Raw genomic sequence first — 20,212 nt, 5'->3', positions numbered from 1 at the left:
AACACATGAGTGATTTTCCAACCAAGGCCCGTGTGGTCATCATCGGCGGCGGCGTCGTTGGCTGCTCGTCCCTGTATCATCTGGCCAAGAAGGGCTGGACCGATTGCGTTCTGCTGGAAAAGAACGAACTGACCGCTGGTTCGACCTGGCATGCGGCGGGCAACGTGCCGACCTTTTCGACCTCGTGGGCGATCATGAACATGCAGCGCTATTCGACCGAGCTGTATGCGCGTCTGGCCGAAGAAGTCGACTATCCGATGAACTACCATGTATCGGGCTCGATCCGTCTGGCGCACAGCAAAGAGCGGATGCAGGAATTCGAGCGCGCCATGTCGATGGGTCTGTACCAAGGCATCCCGATGGAGATGTGGACCCCGGAACAGACGAAAGAGCGGTACCCATTCCTCGAAACCCACGATCTGGAAGGCGTTCTGTACGATCCAACCGATGGCGACATCGACCCGGCGCAGCTGACGCAGGCCTTTGCCAAAGGCGCGCGCGATCTGGGCCAGAAGATCATCCGTTTCTGCCCGGCGACCAACGTGACCCAACACGACGATGGCACCTGGACCGTTCACACTGAAAAGGGTGACATCGCCTGTGACTATGTGGTGAACGCCGCCGGTTACTACGCGCAGCGCGTGGGTGAGATGTTTAAGCCCTATGGCGGCCGCACTGTGCCTGCGATGGTCATGAGCCACCAGTACCTGCTGACCGACGAAGTACCTGAGGTCGAAGCATGGTCGAAAGAGAACGGTGGCAAGCTGCCACTGCTACGCGACGTGGATATCTCGTACTACCTGCGTCAGGAAAAGAACGGCTTCAACCTTGGCCCCTACGAGCCCAACTGTAAGGGCGAGTGGATGACCGAAGACGATCCGATGCCCGAGGACTTCAGCTTCCAGCTATGGAATGACGATCTGGACCGCATCGAAGACATCGTCACCGACGCGATGGAACGGGTGCCACTGATGGCAACGTCGGGAGTTGGTCGCGTCATCAACGGCCCGATCCCCTATGCACCCGATGGTCTGCCGATGATCGGCCCGATGCCGGGCGTGACAAACGCGTTTGAAGCACACAGCTTCACATTCGGCATCGCGCAGGGCGGTGGTGCAGGCAAAGTGCTGGCGGAATGGATCGTCGATGGCCACACCGAGTGGGACATGTGGGCGGTCGATCCGCGCCGCTACACCGACTATACCGATCAGGACTACTGCAACCAGAAAGGTATGGAAGTTTACGGCAACGAATACGCCATGCACTTCCCGCACCATGAATGGCCTGCAGCGCGGGACAAGAAGCTGTCTCCGGTGCATGCCAAGGTCAAGGAACTGGGCGGTGTCATGGGTGCTTACAACGGTTGGGAACGTGCCAACTGGTTTGCGAAGCCGGGCGACGATACCTCTGAGGAAGCTACCCACACCTGGGGCCGGTTCGGCCCGTGGGAACAGCGCATCAAGGAAGAGTGCGAAGCCGTCCGCGACAATTGCGGTGTGCTCGACCTGCCAGGCTTCTCGCGTTTCATGGTCAAGGGTGAAGGCGCGGCCGAAGCTCTGCGCGGTCTGATCACCGGCGGCCTACCCAAAGTTGGCCGCATCAACCTCGTCTATATCTCGGATGACCGGGGCCGCATCCTGACCGAGATGTCCTGTGTCCGTCTGGGCGACGATGAGTTCATGATGATCACCGCAGCGACCGCTCAGTGGCATGACCGCGATATCCTGACGAACGCGATGCCCGCCAGGGTTTCGGTTGAGGATGTCACCACCACCCGCGACACGCTGATCGTGACCGGCCCGAAATCGCGCGAGATCCTGTCGGGTCTGAGCGACGCGGACCTGTCCACCGGATGGTTGACCCACCAGGCAGCGACCGTCGCAGGCAAACCGGCCTTCCTGATCCGCGTTTCCTTTGCTGGAGAACTGGGCTGGGAAGTGCACGCTCTGAACGAAGACATGCCCGCGATCTACGAGGCTATCCTTGGTGCCGGTGCAACTCCGTTTGGTATGTACGCGCTGAACGCGCTGCGGATCGAAAAGGGCTACCGTACCTGGAAGGGCGATCTGTCCAGCGACTACTCGCTGCTGGAAGGTGGTCTGGGACGTTTCGTCAAGCTGGACAAGCCGCAGGACTTCCCCGGCAAGGCCGCGATCCAGAACGAAAAGCAGCAAGGGGTGAAGAAATCCTTTGTCACGCTGACCGTTGAAGCCGGTGATTGCGACGCGCCCTACATGTCCTGCATCTCACAGAATGGTGAGATCGTGGGTGAGACCACCTCGGGCGCCTGGGGTTACCGTGTTGGCAAATCCATCGCGCTGGGCATGGTAAAGACCGAAGCCGCCAACCCGGGCACAGAGCTTGAGGTGGAAATCTACGGTCAGAAGTACCGCGCTGTGGTACAAGAGGACCAACCGCTCTGGGATCCGGCGAACGAGCGGCTGCGCGCGTAACCCCGGACTGAGGTGCCATGAGCAAGCGATACTCCAAATTGGGGCCCGGTGAGGGCCCCAACTATGACTGGGAAAACGACCATACCTTCGTCAAGGTGTCCGGTCAGGACACCGATGGTGCGTATACGCTCATGGAAGACAATCTGAAGGCCAGCTTCGCGCTTGGCCTTCATCGTCATGACAGCCATGCCGAAACCTTCTACTTTTTGGAAGGTGAGGTGGATTTCTACGTCGACGGCGACTGGCATCGGTGCACGGCGGGCACCACGATGCATGTCCCACCTGGGGTGCCGCACGCGTGCCGCGTGGCCGATGGCGCGCCCGCGCGGATGCTGATGATCTTTCAGCCCTCGGGGTTTGATGGTTTTCTGGCCGAGCTTGCGACAATGAACGACGCCGATTTCTCTGATGAGGCTAAAATGGCTGCGTTGAACGCCCGTTACGATATCATCCCGATGGGGCCGGTTCCGGCGCATCCGGATGATCAAACCTGAAAGCCGACCGGATGAAACTCCCCCAAACAATGTCCGGCGTTTACCTGACCCAACACGGTGGGCCAGAAGCGCTGGAATGGCGGGACGATTTACCTGTGCCCCAACCCGGGCCGGGGCAGGTGCTGGTCCGAGTTCTGGCCGCCGGGGTGAACAACACCGATATCAACACACGTATCGGCTGGTACTCCTCTGACGTGACGGCCGCGACCGATGCTGTCGACCAGGATGTCGAGGCCGGAGGTTGGGGCGGGGCGCTGCACTTCCCGCGTATTCAGGGCGGTGATCTGTGTGGAGTTGTCGAAGTGGCCGGGCCGGAGGCGGGTTTCCAACCCGGCCAGCGCGTGACCTGTCCGATCAACCTGCCGCGCCCACGTCCGGGCCATCCGACCGGGTTTATTGCTCTGGGTTCTGAAATGGACGGGGCGTTTGCGCAATATTGTCTGGTTGAGGCGGATGACTTGTATGACGTGACCGCCTCGCCCCTGTCAGACGTCGAAATCGCTGCAATCCCCTGTGCCTTTGGCACAGCTGAGAACCTGCTGACCCGTGCAGGTGTAAAATCGGGGCAAAAGGTTCTGATTACCGGGGCGTCAGGCGGAGTTGGTCTCGCCGCCGTGCAACTGGCGACGCTGCGGGGGGCCACTGTATGGGGCGTCACCAGCGCGGCCAAAGCAGATGTGGTCAAAAATCAGGGCGCGGTCGAAACCTTTGCGCGAGATGCCTCACTGCCTGCGGATATGTTCGATGTGGTGATCGACGTCGTAGGTGGCCCCGCTTGGCCCGGGCTGATCCTGGCCCTGAAACCGGGCGGTCACTACGCTGTGTCGGGCGCAATCGCCGGACCGATTGTTGAGGCTGACCTGCGCGACATCTATCTGCGCGATGTTACCATTCACGGCTGTACCCATCAGGCCTTTGACGTGTTTGGACGGTTGGTGGAGATGATAAACACTGGTCGGATCAGACCTTTGATCTCAAAGACTTACCCGTTAAAGGACATTGCGCAGGCGCAGGCGGATTTTCAATCCAAGGCGCATCCGGGCAAACTTGTTCTTATTCCGTGAAAGGGCTGGGGAAATGGCGAATATCACTCTTCTGGATGGTTCGATCGGGCAGGAACTGGTCAAGCGCAGCGGTGACCGGCCGACGCCGTTGTGGTCGACCCGGGTGATGATCGACCGCCCCGAACTGGTCGGGGACGTTCATGCCGAGTACTTCCGCCGTGGCGCAACGGTGGCCACTACGAATACGTATGCCGTGCATCGGTCGCGACTGGTGCGCGAAGGGATAGAAGCGAAACTTGCCGATCTGATCAACGCAGCGGTCACGCAGGCCGAACAGGCGCGCAGCTCAATAGGTGGGCGTATCGCCGGGGCGTTGGGTCCGCTGTTGGCCTCGTACCGGCCTGACCTGAAACCCGATGTGGATGACGCGGCTGAGAAGTTCGCTGAATTGGCAAGGATGATGGCGGATCATGTGGACTTTTTCCTAATCGAAACCGTGTCCTCGATTCAGGAGGCCGAAGGTGCCTTGCGCGGTGCGGAGGAAGGTGGCAAGCCTGTCTGGCTGGCGCTGACGGTGATGGATGACGATGGTACGCGCCTACGGTCCGGTGAGCCTCTGTCCGATATCGCTCCTGTGGTGGATCGTTTCGCGCCCGAGGCCGTGCTGATCAACTGCTCGCGCCCCGAGGCTATCCCTGCCGCGCTTGATATCATTGCCAAATTTGATCGCCCATATGGGGCGTATGCAAATGGCTTCACTGGCATTACCCAGAAGTTTCTGGAAGACGCGCCGACTGTAGACGCGTTGGAACAGCGCCAGGATCTGGGCCCTGAGGCCTATGCCGATCACGCGATGGCATGGGTTGCGCAGGGCGCGACCATTGTTGGCGGCTGCTGCGAGGTTGGTCCGGACCACATCGAAACCCTGGCCGACCGGCTCCGCGCGGCCGGTCATCAGATCGTCTGAGGCGCAGAGAATGGGGAAACCTGCGGACACCTCGTCTCAGTTCCATTTCGATATCCTGGTTGCGCCGGGATACGTGTTGTTGGAACTGGCCTCATTGGTCGAGGTGCTGCGCCTGGCCAATCGTGTCTGCCCGAGCCCTCCGTTCACCTATACCTACCGCTCGCTGAAGGGCGGACCGATTGCCAGCAGCAGCGACGCGGTGGTGCAGACCGAACCGGTGCCGACGCAGCCCAAGGCGGATTACCTGTTCGTGATCGGCAATTCCGACCCGGATCATCCGGACCTGTCTTTGGGGCGTGTCGTGACAGACTACACCTTCCGCGGGGCCAAGGTGTTTCTGCTGGCCGAAGCCGCCAGCCGATATATCGACGAGCAAGGCACCGACGACATGGCAACGCACTGGGAAAATGCCTCGTTCCTGCGTGAACGCGGGGCGCGGTTCGAAGCCAAGTTGTCGATCGCAACCGAGCAGGGCGCGGTGGTGACCTGCGCGGGGATGGAGGCGACGACGGATGTGGCACTGGCCGTCATTGGCCGCCATATCTCAGGGCCGGCCAAGATGACGGTGGCGGACATCATGCTGCACGAGAACATCCGCGACTTTGCCTCGATGCAGCCGTTTTCGGGGGCCAAGCAGACCGCAACAGGCGATGCCAAGCTGGACCAGTGCATCAAGCTGATGCAGGCAAATATTGAAGATCCGCTGCCGATCCATGAAATCGTTGATTCGCTGAACCTGTCGAACCGGTCACTTGAGCGGAAGTTCAAAACCTTCTTCGGAACCACACCAAATGGGTTTTACCGCGAAATGCGGCTGGCCAAAGCCAATAACCTGCTGCTCAACACTACCATGAGCGTTCGTGAAATCGGCTTGGCCTGCGGGTTTCCGAACGGTTTTTCTTCTGTTTACAAGAGTTTTTTCGGCGTCACCCCTTTTGTCGTCAGGCGGGAAAAACGGGCGGCGATACATAGGTGAAAATCACCGATTCTGTGACGCTTTTGATGCATTTATTGTCGATCTTCCGTGGCATTTTCCCCAAAACCTGACACAGCGGAGATTTCAGGATGGTTGATCTTCCCAGCAAGGCCCGAGTGGTCATCATCGGCGGCGGCGTCATCGGATGCTCGGTCGCGTATCATCTGACCAAAAAGGGCTGGAACGACGTTGTCCTGCTTGAGCGCAAACAGCTGACCAGCGGCACCACCTGGCACGCGGCAGGTCTGATCGCGCAGCTGCGTGCAACGGCGAACATGACCAAGCTGGCGAAGTACAGTCAGGAGCTGTACGGCTCGCTGGAAGAGGAAACTGGTGTCGCCACCGGCTTCAAGCGCTGCGGCTCGATCACCGTTGCCTTGACTGAAGAGCGCAAGGAAGAGATCTATCGTCAGGCTGCCATGGCCCGCGCTTTTGGGGTTGAGGTTGAAGAGATCTCGAACGAGCGCGTGGCCGAGCTGTATCCGCATTTGAACATCCAAGACGTCAAGGGCGCGGTATACCTGCCGTTGGACGGTCAGGGCGATCCTGCGAACATAGCGCTGGCGCTCGCCAAAGGTGCACGCCAGCGCGGCGGCATCGTCAAGGAACGTGTGAAGGTCACCGATATCGTCAAGCAAGGGCGCAAGGTGACCGGTGTGGACTGGGTTGCCGATGACGGCAGTTCTTCGGGCCATATCGAATGCGACATGGTTGTGAACTGTGCCGGGATGTGGGGGCATGAAGTCGGCCGCATGGCGGGCGTGAATGTGCCTCTGCATGCGTGCGAGCATTTTTACATCGTAACCGAGGGCATCGACGGGTTGACCCAATTGCCGGTGCTGCGTGTTCCGGATGAATGCGCCTACTACAAGGAAGATGCGGGCAAAATCCTGCTGGGTGCGTTTGAACCAAACGCTAAACCTTGGGGTATGAATGGCATCCCCGAGAGCTTTGAATTCGACCAGCTGCCCGAGGATTTCGACCATTTTGAGCCGATCCTCGAAGCGGCCTGTAATCGGATGCCTATGCTGGCCGAGGCGGGCATCCACACCTTCTTCAACGGCCCCGAGTCCTTTACCCCCGATGACGCCTATCATCTGGGACTAGCGCCTGAGATGGACAATGTCTGGGTCGCGGCCGGATTCAACTCAATCGGTATCCAGTCCGCCGGCGGTGCTGGCATGGCGCTGGCCGAGTGGATGGACAGCGGTGAGAAACCGTTTGATCTGGGTGACGTGGACATCAGCCGGATGCAGCCGTTCCAGGGTAACAAAGAGTATTTGTTCGAACGGTCCAAGGAAACGCTGGGTCTGCTCTATGCTGACCACTACCCTTACCGCCAGAAGGCGACCGCCCGCGGCGTGCGCCGGACCCCGTTCCATCACCACCTGTTGGAACAGGGTGCCGTGATGGGCGAACTGGCAGGGTGGGAACGCGCGAACTGGTTTGCCAATGAAGGGCAGGAGCGCGAATACCAATACAGTTGGAAGCGCCAGAACTGGTTTGAAAACTCGGCGGCCGAGCACCGCGCGATCCGCGAGAACGTCGGCATGTATGACATGTCGTCCTTCGGCAAGATCCGTGTCGAGGGACCGGATGCCGAGAAGTTCATGAACTTTATTGGCGGCGGCGACTATTCGGTGCCCAATGGCAAGATCGTCTACACCCAGTTCCTGAACCGCACCGGCGGGATCGAGGCGGACGTCACCGTCACCCGCCTGACTGAAACCGCCTATCTGGTGGTCACACCGGCGGCAACGCGTCTGGCCGACCAAACCTGGATGATGCGCCACGCGGGCAACTTCAACGTGGTCATCACCGACGTAACCGCCGGTGAAGGGGTTCTGGCCATCATGGGGCCAAACGCCCGCGCGCTGCTTGAGAAGGTCTCGCCCAACGACTTTACAAACGCAACCAACCCGTTCGGCACCGCGCAGGAGATCGAACTAGGAATGGGCCTCGCCCGAGCCCACCGTGTGACCTATGTGGGTGAATTGGGGTGGGAGATTTATGTCTCATCCGACATGGCTGGTCACGCGTTCGAAACGCTGCACGAAGCGGGTCAGGACATGGGCCTGAAGCTGTGCGGGATGCACATGATGGACAGCTGCCGGATCGAAAAAGGCTTCCGCCACTTTGGCCATGACATCACCTGTGAAGACCACGTGGTCGATGCCGGGCTGGGTTTTGCGGTCAAGGTCGACAAGGGCAGCGACTTCATCGGTCGCGAGGCAGTGATTGCGCGCAAGGAAAGTGGGCCCAAGAACCGTCTGGTGCAATTCAAGCTGACAGATGCCGAGCCGCTATTGTTCCACAATGAGCCGATCATCCGGGACGGTGAATATGTGGGCTATCTGAGCTCGGGGAACTACGGCCACACGATTGGCGGTGCCATCGGTCTGGGCTACGTGCCGTGCGTGGGAGAAAAGGCAGCGGATGTGCTGGCCTCGACCTATGAGATTGACGTCTGCGGTGTGAAGGTCAAGGCCGAGGCATCGCTGAAGCCGATGTACGACCCGAAATCGGAACGCGTCAAAGTATAATCAAGTTATCGGGGCGCTGCGGCGCCCCGACTCTTTTCGTGGGGTCACAATTGACGACCGCGACGTATCAGAATTCCTGATGACCTGCTTCACAGTTTTCGCAGTTCCCAACCCGGTCTGATTTGCCGTAGAGAGGCTTGATATCAGTCGGAGACCCGCCGTGGCAGACGCTCCTGTACCACCGAACCGAGAAGACACGCCCAAGGGGCTGGCATTGGCCGTGACGGCCTATGTCCTGTGGGGCTTTCTTCCGCTGTACATGAAGGCCATGTCCCATGTTGGGCCGATCGAGGTCGTGTCGCATCGCATCATCTGGTCCGTTCCGGTGGCGGGCCTGCTGCTGGTGGCCTTGGGGCGGACGCGAGACCTGAAGGCCGCGCTGGTGAACCCGAAGATGCTGGGGATGGCTTGCATAACTGCGGCGCTGATCTCGGTGAACTGGGCGATTTATGTGTGGGCGATTGCCAATGACCGGGCATTGGACGCGGCCTTGGGATATTACATCAACCCGCTGTTCAGTATCGCTTTGGGCGCCGTTCTGCTGCGAGAGCCGTTAACGAAAACCCAACTGGTGGCAGTGGCAATTGCCGCGCTGGGCGTGCTGGTTCTGGTAATCGAGGCGGGCAGCCTGCCGTGGGCAGCTCTGGGCCTTATGGTAAGCTGGGGGTTCTACGCTTTTTTCAAGCGGTCGTTGCCGATTGGTCCAAATCAGGGGTTCTTGCTTGAGGTTCTGATTCTGCTGGTCCCGGCGCTGATGTATGTCACGTGGCTGGGCGTCCAGGGCACCGGGCATTTCGGAGTTGCAGCCTCGGACACCATGCTGCTGGCCTGTGCGGGTGTTGTCACGGCCGTGCCGCTGCTGGTTTACGCCAACGGGGCAAAGCTAGTGCGGCTGTCGACCATGGGAATTCTGCAATATATCGCGCCGACCATGATTTTCATCACGGCCATCACCTTGTTTGGTGAACAGATCGACCGAGGCCGTATGATCGCGTTTCCGCTGATCTGGACGGCACTGGTGGTCTATTCGATACCGATGATCCGGCAGATGCGGTCTCAGGCCTGACGCAACAGGCGGGCGGCTTCCTCGGCCCAAATGGCGTATGTCTTTGGGCTGGGGTGATAGCCGTCCGGCGCGGCGAGGGCCGGGTCATTGGGCAAGTCAAGTTGGAGGTGCTTTGCCTGTGGAAAGCGAGACGCGACTTGTTGCAGGCCACAGTCTAACCGTGCAGCCTGACGCCCCAATGCCCAGGCCAGGGGTTGTGGCAGGGCCGGGAACAGGTGCATCTGCGGCACAGCCGTGATTACTAGCCGACGTACACCCAATGGGCCGGTCAGCAGCTCCAGCAATTGGGTTTGGCGGTCGATGAACCGCTGGCGTGTCACGCCGCGTGTCACGTCATTCACGCCGAGCGCAGTGATGGCCATATCGAACTGGCCGTTCAGGTTGCGCAGTCGGTCAATGGTGTCTTGTGTGGTATGTCCGGTCGTTGCCTCAAGTTGCCATTCGACCGAGTAGTGCTTGGCCAGCTGCGCCACGAGATACCCAGAAAGAGCTTGCGCTTGCGTCCCAGCGCCGACCCCTGCAGCCGAACTGTCGCCTGCGATCAGTAGGCGCCGACGCGGCCCACGTCCTGCGCGCCCTTCGCGGGGGCCAGTGGGTTCCGGTAGCATCTGGGCGTTGCGGCGCACTGACAGGCCCTGGGCCGCCAGAATCGGCAACAAGGGCACGCGCAACAGCTGATCGACCGCGACTGGCATGGTCAGCTGAGCGCGTTTTTGTATTCGAGGAATCGCGGGTCGGTCATGACGCGTGCCATCATCGCCTCACGCAGGGCGCCGATGGTTTTGTAGGGGCGCATGACGACCTCGAACTCCTGGATAAGGCCGTCATCGTTCAGCGTGATCAGGTCCACCCCGACGGCGTCCAGATCACCAACCTTGCACTGAAACTCCAGTGCCCAGTCCTTGCCCGCACCCATCACACGACGATAGCGGAAGTCTGAGAACACCTGCCCCACATGGCCCAGCACAGCCGCCACGGGTTCGCGACCGGTCCAGGTGCTGTAATAGGTTGGCGGGGAAAAGCGCACGTCCTCGGCCAGCAATTCGTGGATCAGGCTCTCATCGCCCTTGGCGACCACCTCTTGCATAAGTTCGATCGTGGGGTGCATGGGTTCTCCTCTCCGGTTTGGGGCAGAGTTGCTGAACCGATCCGTTCAGGCAAGCGCGACGTTGCGGGAGGTCGCGTGCTGCGATAGGCAGGCGCGCATGAGCGAGACCTATGATCCCCCGAAGACCCCCCTGGACGTCTTGTATGAGGACGCGCAGCTGATTGTGGTGAACAAACCCTCGGGGCTATTGTCGGTGCCGGGACGCGGGGAGCATCTGGCCGATTGCCTGCTGACCCGGGTGCAGGCGGCGTTTCCGCAGGCGCTGCTGGTGCACCGGCTGGATCGGGATACATCCGGTGTCATGGTCTTTGCCCAATCACCCCATGCACAGCGCCACCTGAGCATGCAGTTCGAAAACCGCCAGACCCGAAAAACCTATGTTGCGCGTGTTTGGGGGCGGTTCGAGGAAAAGACCGGAACCGTTGACTTGCCGCTGATCGTGGACTGGCCCAACCGGCCGCGCCAGATGGTGTGCCATGAGACCGGCAAGCCCGCCGTCACCGATTGGCATGTTGTAAAGCACGAGGGTGAGACGACACGGGTTCGGCTGTTTCCAAAAACGGGCCGGTCGCATCAGTTGCGGGTTCACATGTTGGCATTGGGTCACCCGATACTGGGCGACCCGTTCTATGCCGAGGGCGCGGCGCGGGATTTCCCGCGCCTGATGCTGCATTCCGAAGAATTGCGCCTGAAGAACCCCGAAGGTGGGGTTTCGATGAAGTTTCGCGCCAAGGCGGATTTTTGACCTTCAGGCGGTGCTGGTCCACAGCATCTTGAGGTTGCCCAGCGAAAACCGTTTGCGGCGTTTGCGCGGGGCGCAGGGATGACGGGCGGCCATGATCTCGCGTTCGATCTCAAAACTGCGCAGGGTATGGTCCTGCGCCCAAGGGCCCAGTTTCAAAGTCATCATCACGTGATTGTCGAGGTGAGGCATCGGTGATCTCCTTTTCGTCTGAGCTCAAGTCTCACCCATCACTCCTGACACCACCTTGTCAGGGGGGTGTGCTAGAGTGTCAGCAGAGGAACCGGAGAAACCCATGCGCCGATCGACCCGCCTGTTCGAAATCATCCAGATTCTGCGCGCTGCCGAGGCGCCGGTGACAGCTGAAATGCTGGCCGAAAAGCTCGAGGTCTCTGCCCGCACGGTCTATCGCGATATCGCGGCCCTGCAGGCGCAACGCACCCCGATCGAGGGCGAGGCTGGGGTCGGGTATCTGATGCGGCGTGGCTATGACCTGCCGCCGCTAAATTTCGACGCCGAAGAAGTCGAGGCGCTGTGGGTTGGCTTGTCCATGCTGGCCCGTACAGGGGACAGCACGTTGCAACAGGCTGCCGACCGGGTGTGTCGCAAGATCGAAGCGTTGCGCGAGCCTGCTGACTGGTTGCAGGTTGCCCCTTGGGGGGCCCCGATGGATGATCCCAAAAAAGGTTGCGTGCCGGTGGTGAATTATCGCGAAGCCATTCGGGACGAACGAAAACTCCGCATCACCTATCAGAATGGAGAAGGCGAGCGGACAGAACGGATCGTCCGGCCCGTCGCACTCATCTATCACATCGAATGCACGCTGCTGGCTGCGTGGTGCGAGATGCGCAACGGGTTCCGCCATTTCCGTACCGACCGTATCTGGGCCTGCGAAACGACCGAGGATCATTTTTGCGGGCAGGGGGAGCCTTTGCGCGCGATTTGGCAGGAGCAGAACCGCTGGGATAGATCGGCACGGGTATCCTAAGCGGCGGGTATTCGCCGATTTCACTGGATTGTTGCTTGAGAACACCTGCAAGCAGCGTGATAAACTGCGCCAAACAATACGCGCCCGGAAAACGGGTGCCGGAGCAGAAGGTGATATCATGACGATTTCCAAATTTGTCTTAGCCGCCGGGCTAAGCTCGGCCTTGGTTCTGGGAGCTTGTACGGATCCCGGCACGTTGAACCTGCCAGCCGACCCTAACCAGAACACCAAACAGGGCGCAATCTTGGGTGGTTTGGTCGGGGCCGGTGTTGGTGCGATTGCCAATAACTCGAACCCGGGTCTGGGCGCACTGGCTGGGGCCGCGGTGGGGGCCGCCGGTGGCGGTCTGATCGGCAACCAGCTGGACCGTCAGGCGGCCGAGCTGCGCCAGCAACTGGCCAATCAGGGCATCACCGTGACACACGCGGGCGACCGGCTGATTGTCACCGTGCCGAATGATATCTCGTTTGACACCGACAGCGCGACTGTGCGCCCGGCACTGCGGGCCGATCTGGTCCGGGTGGGTCAGAACCTGACGAGATACCCCAACTCAAGCGTCCAGGTTGTTGGCCATACCGACAGCGATGGCGAGGCGTCCTATAATCAGGCGCTGTCAGAGCGCCGCGCCCAATCTGTGGCGGCAATCCTGCAGGCCAACGGCGTCAGCAGTGCTCGCATCAGCACGATTGGTCTTGGTGAGAACCGCCCCGCCGCGTCGAACCTGACGCCCGAGGGTAAGGCTCGCAACCGTCGTGTCGATATCGAGATCATCCCGAACGGTAGCGTCTAAAGCGATAGGGCACCCGCGGGTGCCCTTTTTCGCACATTGACTGCGCGTCAACTGGGCTTTGGCGCGCGCGGGCTTTGGGCTAGCTATTGGGAAACACCATGACGGAGTGTCCCGATGTCCGAACCGATCCTGCTGAGCCTCTCTGGCTCATTGCGCCAAAGCGCCACCAACCGCAAATTGCTGCGCGAGGCAGCGCGGCTGTTCAATCCCGGCACCCATATCGAGGCTGACCTGAACCTGCCGCTTTACGATGGTGATCTGGAAGATGGCGAGGGCATTCCGCAAGCGGTCCAAACGCTGGCAGATCAGATCGCTCAGTCCCATGCGGTGATTATCTCCACGCCGGAATACAACAAGGGGCCGTCGGGCGTTCTGAAAAACGCGCTGGACTGGGTCAGCCGGACTGAGGGTCGCCCTTGGGCTGACAAACCGGTCGCCGTTATGTCGGCCGCCGCTGGTCGTGCCGGTGGGGAACGCGCGCAGATGGTATTGCGCAGCTATATGGTTCCATTCCAGCCGCGTATTTTGCAGGGGCCGGAAATTCATTTGGCTAACAGCTCGAACGAGTTCGACGAACAGGGGAAACTGTCCAGCGACCGCTATGAAAGCAGCTTGCGTGCGCTGATGGAGAAACTACGGACCGAGGCGGGTTTCTAACGCTTGTTGGCCCGGCCCGGGCCACCTAATCTGCTGTCATGGCAGATGAAATCCAATCCGATGTGATAGACCCGGCCCGCGCCGCTGCTTTGCAAGTGGCGTTGGGGCTGGAGGCGACGATAACGGCAGGGGCAGTGTTGCCGCCGTTCTTTCAACAGCTTTATTTCTGGTCACCGCAGCCTCCGGACCTGTTGGGTCGCGACGGTCATCCGAAGGTCGGAGGTAGCCTGATCCCGGATATGGGACTGCCCCGTCGCATGTGGGCCGGTGGACGCCTTCATTTTCACACTCCACTGATCGCAGGAGCTGTGGCCAAGCGGCGCTCGGTCTGCGAAAACGCTGCTTCGAAAACCGGACGCACTGGGCCTTTGGGGTTCGTCACCTTGCGCCATGAGATTTGGCAGGGCGATACTCTCTGTCTGACCGAATGGCAGGATCTGGTTTACCGTCGGGACCCTTCACCGGATGAGGTCAAACCCGTTCCACCAAGGGCCCGCACGGATGAGGCTGATAGCCGTGAGGTCGCCTTCGATACAACATTGCTCTTCCGATACTCGGCGCTGACCTTCAACGGGCACCGTATCCACTATGATCTGGACTATGCACGCGAAGTCGAAGGCTATGCCGGGCTCGTCGTGCACGGCCCACTATTGGCGCAGCATCTGATGCTGTTTGCGGAAGAGATGATGGGGCCTTTGGCACAATTCTCGTTCCGGGCGACCGCACCGCTGATGCATTTCGAAACAGCGACCCTGTGCCGGAAGGGGCAAACCCTATGGGTTCGTGGCCCAGATGGACAGCAATGCATGTTGGCCGAGGCCGTGCCGTTGTCAGAGTGACGCTTCGGGCCGGAAGTCCTCGGGGATTGTATCGCGCCCGTCCAGCATTAGATCGGCCATGACCTCGGCCACTCTGGGGGCCATGCCAAAGCCGATCTTGAAGCCGCCATTGGCGATGAACTGCCCCTGATGCAACGGATGCACGCCCAGCATCGGGGCGCGGCTTTTGCTGCGTGGGCGCACTCCGGCCCATCGTTCGATCACCTCGGCACCGTGCAGCAAAGGCACCGCCCGTGTGGCGCGGTCCAGCACGTCGTCCAGCGCGGTATCCGTGCTGGATGGATCGTCATAGTCGCGTTCCGAGGTCGAACCGATCGCCAGCGTGCCATCGGCATGGGGCACGATATGGATCGCATCGGCAAACAGCTGCGGGACTTCACCCGCATCAAAACGCAGCAGCGCTGCTTGTCCCTTGACGCCATTGCCAACGGTTTTGCCAAAGGTTTGGCTCAGCTCCTGCAATCCGGTCAGACCGGTGGCATGAACCACTTGCCCTTTGTCCGGTGCCTCTGTCACCACGTCCACGCCCATCACGGCCAGAGCGGCCACCAGCGCGGCACAGGCACGGCGGGGGTGCATCCGCGCGCTCAGCGTGTCGTGGATCACAAAACCGGTCGGGCTGGGCGGACACCAACCGCCCAGTGCTTCGGCATCGACCACTCGCCATTCGGCGCGACCCCGCCATAGCTCAGCGGCTGTAATTGCGCGGGTATGAGCAAGTTCCAGCGTGCGGGCGTCAGCGATGGGTTGCAATCGGCCCAGGCGTGCATATCCGGGGGAAACGCCGCCAGTCGCCTCAACCTGTTTCCAGAACGGCTCGGCCATGATCAGACTGTCGAACTGAAAGGCCTTCTTGGCGTTCCAGTTCTCGGGAACGTGCGGGGCCAATGCACCGACCAGCCCGTTGCTGGAGCCCGAGCCGGCACCAAAGGGGTCGACAACCTGCACCTTGGCACCACGCCGAGCGCAGGTCCACGCGATGGAGAGGCCAAAGATGCCCGCACCGCGCACCGTTACATCGACCATTGCCATTCCCCTTTTCCTTGTTCAGTGTCGCGCCGCTTAGCTACAGGATTCCCCGATGGCAGACCAGCGTGCTGAACTGACATGGACCGAGGATCAGATCCCGGTCTCGGACCGTTTCGACGATCCCTATTTCTCGCTGCAAAACGGGCTTGAGGAAACGCGCCACGTGTTTCTGGCGGGCAATGACCTGCCCGCACGCTTCGCGCAGGGGTTCCGCATTGCCGAACTGGGGTTCGGCACCGGTCTGAACATGCTGACCGTCTGGTCCGAGTGGGAAAAGGCGGGTCAGACCTCGCCTCTTAGCTTTACCAGTTTCGAAGCCTTTCCAATGGCGCCCGAGGATATGAAGCGCGCCCTGACGGCCTTCCCTGAAGTCGCCCCGTGGGCAGATCGTTTTCTGGCCCAGTGGCAGGGCGGACGTTGTGATCTGGGTACTCTGCATCTTGAGGTGATCGAAGGCGATGCGCGCCAAACATTGCCTGCATGGCAAGGAAAGGCCGACGCCTGGTTTCTGGACGGGTTCTCTCCGGCCAAGAACCCAGAACTTTGGGGCGCGGACTTGATGCAGCAGGTGGCCGATCACACGGCGGCTGGCGGCACAGCAGCGACCTATACCGCTGCCGGGTTTGTGCGACGTGGGCTGCAAGAGGCAGGTTTCACCGTCACCCGTGCCCCCGGATATGGCCGCAAGCGCCATATGACCCGGGCGATCCGCGAATGACCCAACAGAACAACACCCGCGCCGGTATCGCGCTGATGGTCGCGGCAACGGTTGTGTTTGCGCTGCAGGACGGAATCTCACGCCATCTGGCAGGAACCTATAACACCTATATGGTTGTTATGATCCGCTATTGGTTTTTCGCCGCCTTTGTCATCGCGCTGGCGGCGCGGTCTCCCGGAGGATTAAAGGCGGCGACTCAGACAAGCCAACTTGGCCTACAGGTGTTTCGCGGCGTTTTGCTGGCAACCGAGATTTGCGTCGCCGTCTATGCTTTTACAGTGCTGGGGCTGATCGACAGTATGGCCGTGTTCATTTGTTATCCATTGCTGGTCGCTGCACTCAGCGGGCCGGTTCTCGGCGAGCAGGTCGGCTGGCGGCGCTGGGCGGCGATCGGCGTAGGCTGCATCGGCGTTCTGATCATCCTGCAACCCGGCGCGGGGGTGTTTAACCCATGGGCCATTATCCCGCTGATTTCGGCTTTTTTGTTCGCACTCTATGGCTTGCTGACCCGTTATGCCGCCCGCAAGGACAGCGCCGCCACCAGTTTCTTTTGGACCGGGGTGGCCGGGGCCGTGGCGATGACCTTGGTAGGGATGTGGTTCTGGGAACCAATGGAGCAAAGCGACTGGGCGTGGATGGCGCTGCTGTGCGTCAGCGGCGTTCTGGGGCACTGGCTGCTAATCAAATGCTATGAAATGGCCGAGGCCAGCGCCGTTCAGCCCTTTGCCTATTTCCACTTGGTCTGGACGGCCATCATTGGCATATCGGTCTTTGGTGAGGCTTTGCGGCCCGCGGTTATCCTAGGGGCCGCATTGGTTGTGGCTGCGGGCCTATTCACCCTATGGCGCGAACGACGCCAGGGTTGAGCCCACCAGCTCCTGCGAGAACGGAACCGGCAGCGGGGGCTGACCCAGACGGGCACGATAGACCGGCAGACTTTCGGCCACCCGCATCACATAGTTGCGGGTCTCGCTGAAAGGGATGGTCTCGATCCAGTCGACCACGTCAATCTCACCCGCGCGGGGATCGCCATATCGATCCATCCACGAGATCGGTCGCCGCGGCCCGGCGTTATAGCCCGCGGCCATCATCACCACATTGCCGTTGAAATCCGCCGCCAGCCCGGACAGGTAATTTGCCCCCAGCTTGGCGTTGTACTGCCAGTCCGAGGTCAGCTTTAACGTCTTGTGACCACTCAGGATGCCCAGTTCCTTGGCTACAAGTTTGGCCGTGGCGGGCATCACCTGCATCAACCCCCGTGCGCCCGCGCCGCTGACCACTACCGGGTCAAATTCGCTTTCGCGGCGAGCAATGGCTAACGTCATTTCTTTGGCCATGGGCAGGCCCATATCGGCAACCGGATGCACCGGGTAATAGGCGGCGGGCAGGACAACTCCGGTTTTGGCCGCACGCTTGGCGATCATCACGGCCAGATGTGGCTCTTTCAGTTCGATCACAAGATCGCCCAGCTGAGTAGCTTGTGTGGCGTCCAGATCTTCGACCAGATGGGTCAGAAACCGTTCCGACAGGTTGTTTTCCCCGGCGCGCAGCAACAGCAGCCCGGCTTCCAATACGCTGGAATTGGCGAAATCGGCTTGCTTCCAATGCGGAGCTCGGCGTGGATTGGCCAGCTCACTGTCGAAGGGCCGCCCGATCCGCTCGGCCGCCAATAGACCATAGAACGAGGTCTGATAATCGGCACCTATCGAATAGGCGTCATAGGCTTTGTCCGCATCCCCTTGCGCCGCATAGGCCCGGCCCAGCCAATAGCCGCCGCGTCCTTTCGAAATCGGCGATTCCACCGCGCCCGAGAAATTCTGGAAATGCCGTACTGCCGTAGCGGGATCATTCAGCTTGCGCAGTGCTAGGAACCCGGCCAGCCACTCCAAATCCGCATAGCCATAGCCCATCTCGGGCGTCATGTGGTGGTTGGCGGCGATATTGTAGGCGCGGCTGACATCGCCATTGCGCATTTCAAGCCGTGCCAGTCGGCGGCGGCCCTCGGCCCATTTGTCCGGTTCACCCAGCGCATCCGGCCCGGTAGAGCGCGCCAGCATCAGGTCAATCGCGCTGTCGTCCAGCTCCTTCTTGTCGCGCCAGACAAAGCGGTCAAAAGCCAAACCCGGAGCCCCGGCCAGCGACTCCGGAACAGCGGCGACTTTGCCGTCCACACCGGGTTGGCGTTTTTGCAAAGCAATCCGCGCCTCGGCCAGCTTGCGCTGATCAGTGCTGACCAGTGGCAGCATCTGTCCAGCGCTGACAAGGTGCCCGTCCCACAGCATCCGGTCCAGTCGGGCGGTGTGATGGGGTTTCAGCAGTTTGCCAAAGTTCTCAAGGTAATCCTTCTGCAGACCAGCCCCCATCGGCATGGTACGCCATGCGGTCACGATATCGGCCTCGGCATCCCCTGTACGACCCTTAGCCTTAAGCGCCACAGCGTAGTTCAACGCACCCTCAGCGGTCTGGGGTGGAATATCGGCATAGAATTTCAATACGCGGTCGGGGTCTGCACCGGTGAAAGCGGGTTCGCTTTTGCGCCGTAGCCAGGCCTGCCCGGGCCAGTCTGGACGGCGGTCAAGAAACACCAGCACGTCGCCCGAGCTGCCAAAGCCCTGCCGCAGCCAGTGCCAGACGATGATATCGCGGCTGACAGACCCTCGGTTGCCAGACACACGCAAGGCTGCATTCCAGTCACCCTTGCGCATTTCATTCATCCCGGCGCGCAGATCGCCTACGTCGTCGGCCTGTGCCTGCCCGATTGAGCCCAGAATCACTGCTATCAAAAGCGCCAGAACGCGTGTCATGCCTTGCATTTCCCAACCAACCAAGGATACAGCCACTCAGGATAAACCTTGCGCCGCCGGGATCAACTCACATCGCGACGATTGTGATGGCCCGAGGCGTAAAAAATGCTAACCGCACACCAAGGAGCGTGTCATGTTCAAAGGCTCAATGCCAGCCCTCGTCACCCCGTTCACAAACGGCGAGTTGGACCTGAAGACACTCAAACACTTGGTGGAATGGCAAATTCAGGAAGGTTCGACCGGGTTGGTCCCTGTTGGTACCACCGGTGAAAGCCCGACGCTCAGCCATGAAGAGCATGAAACCGTGGTGGAAGAGGTCGTCAAGGCCGCTGCCGGTCGTGTGCCGGTGATTGCAGGTGCGGGCTCGAACAATACGGTCGAAGCGATCCGCTTCGTGCGATTCGCAGAACGAATTGGCGCGGACGCGGCACTGGTTGTGACGCCCTATTACAACAAGCCCACCCAAAAGGGTTTGATCGCGCATTTCCGCGCGCTGCATGACTGCGCAGATATTCCGATCGTCATCTACAACATTCCCGGCCGGTCGATCATCGACATGACGCCCGCAACGATGGGAGAGCTGGCCGAGCTGCCGCGCATTGTGGGCGTGAAGGACGCGACCGGTGATTTGGCCCGCGTCAGCCAGCAGCGCGCTTCCTGCGGGCCGGACTTCTGTCAGCTGTCCGGTGAGGACGCTACCGCGCTGGGCTTCAACGCACATGGCGGTGTCGGCTGCATCTCGGTCACTGCAAACGTGGCGCCGAAACTGTGTGCTGAATTCCAGCAGGCAACGCTGGCCGGCGACTATGCCAAGGCGCTGGCTTATCAGGACCGTCTGATGCCCCTGCACGAAGCGATCTTTATCGAGCCGGGTCTGGTTGGTGCGAAATACGCGCTCAGCAAGCTGGGCCTGTGCAGTGAAGAGGTACGCTCGCCGCTGACGCCATTGGACGACAGCACCAAGGCCGCCATAGACGCGGCGATGGCCCATGCTGATCTGATCTGACTTTATAGACAATCAAAATGAATGGGCG

20 protein-coding genes are annotated in these 20,212 nt (G+C 60.5%); 15 read left to right on the top strand and 5 right to left on the bottom strand.

Going from position 1 to position 20,212, the window contains the following annotated elements:
* Window positions 1–5: 5 nt before the first annotated feature.
* The 7 genes from ACXAGD_RS14875 to rarD all read left to right on the top strand — a co-directional run bounded on the left by ACXAGD_RS14875 (window position 6) and on the right by rarD (window position 9,503).
* Window positions 6–2,453, top strand: a complete 2,448-nt coding sequence (locus ACXAGD_RS14875) for a GcvT family protein (RefSeq protein ID WP_475211630.1) — start codon at window positions 6–8, stop codon at window positions 2,451–2,453.
* 17 nt (window positions 2,454–2,470) lie between these two features.
* Window positions 2,471–2,947, top strand: coding sequence for a cupin domain-containing protein (locus ACXAGD_RS14870; protein ID WP_475211629.1), 477 nt, complete (start codon window positions 2,471–2,473; stop codon window positions 2,945–2,947).
* Between the two features lie 11 nt (window positions 2,948–2,958).
* Window positions 2,959–4,011 carry an alcohol dehydrogenase family protein gene (locus ACXAGD_RS14865; protein ID WP_475211628.1) on the top strand — a complete coding sequence of 351 codons (1,053 nt, stop codon included), beginning with the start codon at window positions 2,959–2,961 and terminating at the stop codon, window positions 4,009–4,011.
* Between the two features lie 13 nt (window positions 4,012–4,024).
* A complete protein-coding gene (locus tag ACXAGD_RS14860; RefSeq protein ID WP_475211627.1) occupies window positions 4,025–4,918 on the top strand; it encodes a homocysteine S-methyltransferase family protein in 894 nt (297 codons plus the stop codon).
* A 10-nt stretch (window positions 4,919–4,928) separates the two neighbouring features.
* Window positions 4,929–5,894: a GlxA family transcriptional regulator gene (locus tag ACXAGD_RS14855; protein WP_475211626.1), complete on the top strand. Its 966-nt coding sequence runs from the start codon at window positions 4,929–4,931 to the stop codon at window positions 5,892–5,894.
* Window positions 5,895–5,983: 89 nt separating this feature from the next.
* The gene (locus tag ACXAGD_RS14850; RefSeq protein WP_475211625.1) at window positions 5,984–8,437 is read left to right on the top strand and encodes a GcvT family protein; all 2,454 of its coding nucleotides are present in this window, start codon (window positions 5,984–5,986) and stop codon (window positions 8,435–8,437) included.
* Window positions 8,438–8,597: 160 nt separating this feature from the next.
* Window positions 8,598–9,503 carry an EamA family transporter RarD gene (gene rarD, locus ACXAGD_RS14845; RefSeq protein WP_475211624.1) on the top strand — a complete coding sequence of 302 codons (906 nt, stop codon included), beginning with the start codon at window positions 8,598–8,600 and terminating at the stop codon, window positions 9,501–9,503.
* On the opposite strand, the gene ACXAGD_RS14840 is transcribed toward rarD, so the two are convergent.
* Together ACXAGD_RS14840 and ACXAGD_RS14835 are read right to left on the bottom strand one after the other, a co-directional pair.
* The gene (locus tag ACXAGD_RS14840; protein ID WP_475211623.1) at window positions 9,494–10,198 is read right to left on the bottom strand and encodes an SGNH/GDSL hydrolase family protein; all 705 of its coding nucleotides are present in this window, start codon (window positions 10,196–10,198) and stop codon (window positions 9,494–9,496) included. The genes rarD and ACXAGD_RS14840 overlap by 10 nt on opposite strands.
* Window positions 10,199–10,200: 2 nt before the next feature.
* On the bottom strand, window positions 10,201–10,611 hold the full coding sequence (locus ACXAGD_RS14835; RefSeq protein ID WP_475211622.1) for a nuclear transport factor 2 family protein: 411 nt from the start codon (window positions 10,609–10,611) through the stop codon (window positions 10,201–10,203).
* Between the two features lie 97 nt (window positions 10,612–10,708).
* Here ACXAGD_RS14835 and ACXAGD_RS14830 point away from each other — a divergent pair, with 97 nt between their 5' ends.
* Complete coding sequence (locus tag ACXAGD_RS14830; protein ID WP_475211621.1) at window positions 10,709–11,356, top strand: RluA family pseudouridine synthase; 648 nt, start codon at window positions 10,709–10,711, stop codon at window positions 11,354–11,356.
* A 3-nt stretch (window positions 11,357–11,359) separates the two neighbouring features.
* On the opposite strand, the gene ACXAGD_RS14825 is transcribed toward ACXAGD_RS14830, so the two are convergent.
* On the bottom strand, window positions 11,360–11,545 hold the full coding sequence (locus ACXAGD_RS14825) for a hypothetical protein (RefSeq protein ID WP_475211620.1): 186 nt from the start codon (window positions 11,543–11,545) through the stop codon (window positions 11,360–11,362).
* Between the two features lie 103 nt (window positions 11,546–11,648).
* On the opposite strand from ACXAGD_RS14825, the gene ACXAGD_RS14820 reads away from it, so the two are divergent.
* The 4 genes from ACXAGD_RS14820 to ACXAGD_RS14805 all read left to right on the top strand — a co-directional run bounded on the left by ACXAGD_RS14820 (window position 11,649) and on the right by ACXAGD_RS14805 (window position 14,627).
* Window positions 11,649–12,341: a helix-turn-helix transcriptional regulator gene (locus ACXAGD_RS14820; RefSeq protein ID WP_475211619.1), complete on the top strand. Its 693-nt coding sequence runs from the start codon at window positions 11,649–11,651 to the stop codon at window positions 12,339–12,341.
* A 118-nt stretch (window positions 12,342–12,459) separates the two neighbouring features.
* The gene (locus tag ACXAGD_RS14815) at window positions 12,460–13,131 is read left to right on the top strand and encodes a YiaD family glycine zipper/OmpA-like lipoprotein (protein WP_475211618.1); all 672 of its coding nucleotides are present in this window, start codon (window positions 12,460–12,462) and stop codon (window positions 13,129–13,131) included.
* A gap of 114 nt (window positions 13,132–13,245) precedes the next feature.
* A complete protein-coding gene (locus ACXAGD_RS14810) occupies window positions 13,246–13,788 on the top strand; it encodes an NADPH-dependent FMN reductase (protein WP_475211617.1) in 543 nt (180 codons plus the stop codon).
* A 38-nt stretch (window positions 13,789–13,826) separates the two neighbouring features.
* Entirely contained in the window at window positions 13,827–14,627 is an 801-nt protein-coding gene (locus ACXAGD_RS14805; protein WP_475211616.1) for an HTD2 family dehydratase, read from the top strand.
* On the opposite strand, the gene ACXAGD_RS14800 is transcribed toward ACXAGD_RS14805, so the two are convergent.
* Complete coding sequence (locus ACXAGD_RS14800) at window positions 14,619–15,659, bottom strand: NAD(P)/FAD-dependent oxidoreductase (RefSeq protein ID WP_475211615.1); 1,041 nt, start codon at window positions 15,657–15,659, stop codon at window positions 14,619–14,621. The genes ACXAGD_RS14805 and ACXAGD_RS14800 overlap by 9 nt on opposite strands.
* A gap of 49 nt (window positions 15,660–15,708) precedes the next feature.
* Between ACXAGD_RS14800 and mnmC2 the strand changes: the two genes are divergently transcribed.
* Window positions 15,709–16,374, top strand: coding sequence for a tRNA (5-methylaminomethyl-2-thiouridine)(34)-methyltransferase MnmC2 (mnmC2, locus tag ACXAGD_RS14795; RefSeq protein ID WP_475211614.1), 666 nt, complete (start codon window positions 15,709–15,711; stop codon window positions 16,372–16,374).
* Window positions 16,371–17,240, top strand: a complete 870-nt coding sequence (locus ACXAGD_RS14790; RefSeq protein ID WP_475211613.1) for a DMT family transporter — start codon at window positions 16,371–16,373, stop codon at window positions 17,238–17,240. Before mnmC2 ends, ACXAGD_RS14790 begins: the two co-directional genes overlap by 4 nt.
* Here the strand turns inward: ACXAGD_RS14790 and ACXAGD_RS14785 are convergent.
* Window positions 17,214–19,178 carry a lytic transglycosylase domain-containing protein gene (locus tag ACXAGD_RS14785; RefSeq protein ID WP_475211612.1) on the bottom strand — a complete coding sequence of 655 codons (1,965 nt, stop codon included), beginning with the start codon at window positions 19,176–19,178 and terminating at the stop codon, window positions 17,214–17,216. The two genes, ACXAGD_RS14790 and ACXAGD_RS14785, sit on opposite strands and share 27 nt — an antisense overlap.
* 133 nt (window positions 19,179–19,311) lie before the next feature.
* Here ACXAGD_RS14785 and dapA point away from each other — a divergent pair, with 133 nt between their 5' ends.
* Window positions 19,312–20,184: a 4-hydroxy-tetrahydrodipicolinate synthase gene (gene dapA / locus ACXAGD_RS14780; RefSeq protein WP_475211611.1), complete on the top strand. Its 873-nt coding sequence runs from the start codon at window positions 19,312–19,314 to the stop codon at window positions 20,182–20,184.
* Window positions 20,185–20,212: the final 28 nt, after the last annotated feature.

It is taken from the genome of Ruegeria sp. ABF4_144 (assembly GCF_056160045.1).
Note: the sequence above shows the minus strand (reverse complement) of the source record. Positions and strands in the feature narration are given on the sequence as shown.

What these genes read in the sequence shown, in the direction of transcription:
- ACXAGD_RS14875 (WP_475211630.1), top strand. Translation starts at nt 6, where the DNA reads ATGAGTGATTTTCCAACCAAGGCCCGTGTGGTCATCATCGGCGGCGGC.
- ACXAGD_RS14870 (WP_475211629.1), top strand. Translation starts at nt 2,471, where the DNA reads ATGAGCAAGCGATACTCCAAATTGGGGCCCGGTGAGGGCCCCAACTAT.
- ACXAGD_RS14865 (WP_475211628.1), top strand. Translation starts at nt 2,959, where the DNA reads ATGAAACTCCCCCAAACAATGTCCGGCGTTTACCTGACCCAACACGGT.
- ACXAGD_RS14860 (WP_475211627.1), top strand. Translation starts at nt 4,025, where the DNA reads ATGGCGAATATCACTCTTCTGGATGGTTCGATCGGGCAGGAACTGGTC.
- ACXAGD_RS14855 (WP_475211626.1), top strand. Translation starts at nt 4,929, where the DNA reads ATGGGGAAACCTGCGGACACCTCGTCTCAGTTCCATTTCGATATCCTG.
- ACXAGD_RS14850 (WP_475211625.1), top strand. Translation starts at nt 5,984, where the DNA reads ATGGTTGATCTTCCCAGCAAGGCCCGAGTGGTCATCATCGGCGGCGGC.
- ACXAGD_RS14840 (WP_475211623.1), bottom strand. Translation starts at nt 10,198, where the DNA reads ATGCCAGTCGCGGTCGATCAGCTGTTGCGCGTGCCCTTGTTGCCGATT.
- ACXAGD_RS14835 (WP_475211622.1), bottom strand. Translation starts at nt 10,611, where the DNA reads ATGCACCCCACGATCGAACTTATGCAAGAGGTGGTCGCCAAGGGCGAT.
- ACXAGD_RS14830 (WP_475211621.1), top strand. Translation starts at nt 10,709, where the DNA reads ATGAGCGAGACCTATGATCCCCCGAAGACCCCCCTGGACGTCTTGTAT.
- ACXAGD_RS14825 (WP_475211620.1), bottom strand. Translation starts at nt 11,545, where the DNA reads ATGCCTCACCTCGACAATCACGTGATGATGACTTTGAAACTGGGCCCT.
- ACXAGD_RS14820 (WP_475211619.1), top strand. Translation starts at nt 11,649, where the DNA reads ATGCGCCGATCGACCCGCCTGTTCGAAATCATCCAGATTCTGCGCGCT.
- ACXAGD_RS14815 (WP_475211618.1), top strand. Translation starts at nt 12,460, where the DNA reads ATGACGATTTCCAAATTTGTCTTAGCCGCCGGGCTAAGCTCGGCCTTG.
- ACXAGD_RS14810 (WP_475211617.1), top strand. Translation starts at nt 13,246, where the DNA reads ATGTCCGAACCGATCCTGCTGAGCCTCTCTGGCTCATTGCGCCAAAGC.
- ACXAGD_RS14805 (WP_475211616.1), top strand. Translation starts at nt 13,827, where the DNA reads ATGGCAGATGAAATCCAATCCGATGTGATAGACCCGGCCCGCGCCGCT.
- ACXAGD_RS14800 (WP_475211615.1), bottom strand. Translation starts at nt 15,659, where the DNA reads ATGGCAATGGTCGATGTAACGGTGCGCGGTGCGGGCATCTTTGGCCTC.
- mnmC2 (WP_475211614.1), top strand. Translation starts at nt 15,709, where the DNA reads ATGGCAGACCAGCGTGCTGAACTGACATGGACCGAGGATCAGATCCCG.
- ACXAGD_RS14790 (WP_475211613.1), top strand. Translation starts at nt 16,371, where the DNA reads ATGACCCAACAGAACAACACCCGCGCCGGTATCGCGCTGATGGTCGCG.
- ACXAGD_RS14785 (WP_475211612.1), bottom strand. Translation starts at nt 19,178, where the DNA reads ATGACACGCGTTCTGGCGCTTTTGATAGCAGTGATTCTGGGCTCAATC.
- dapA (WP_475211611.1), top strand. Translation starts at nt 19,312, where the DNA reads ATGTTCAAAGGCTCAATGCCAGCCCTCGTCACCCCGTTCACAAACGGC.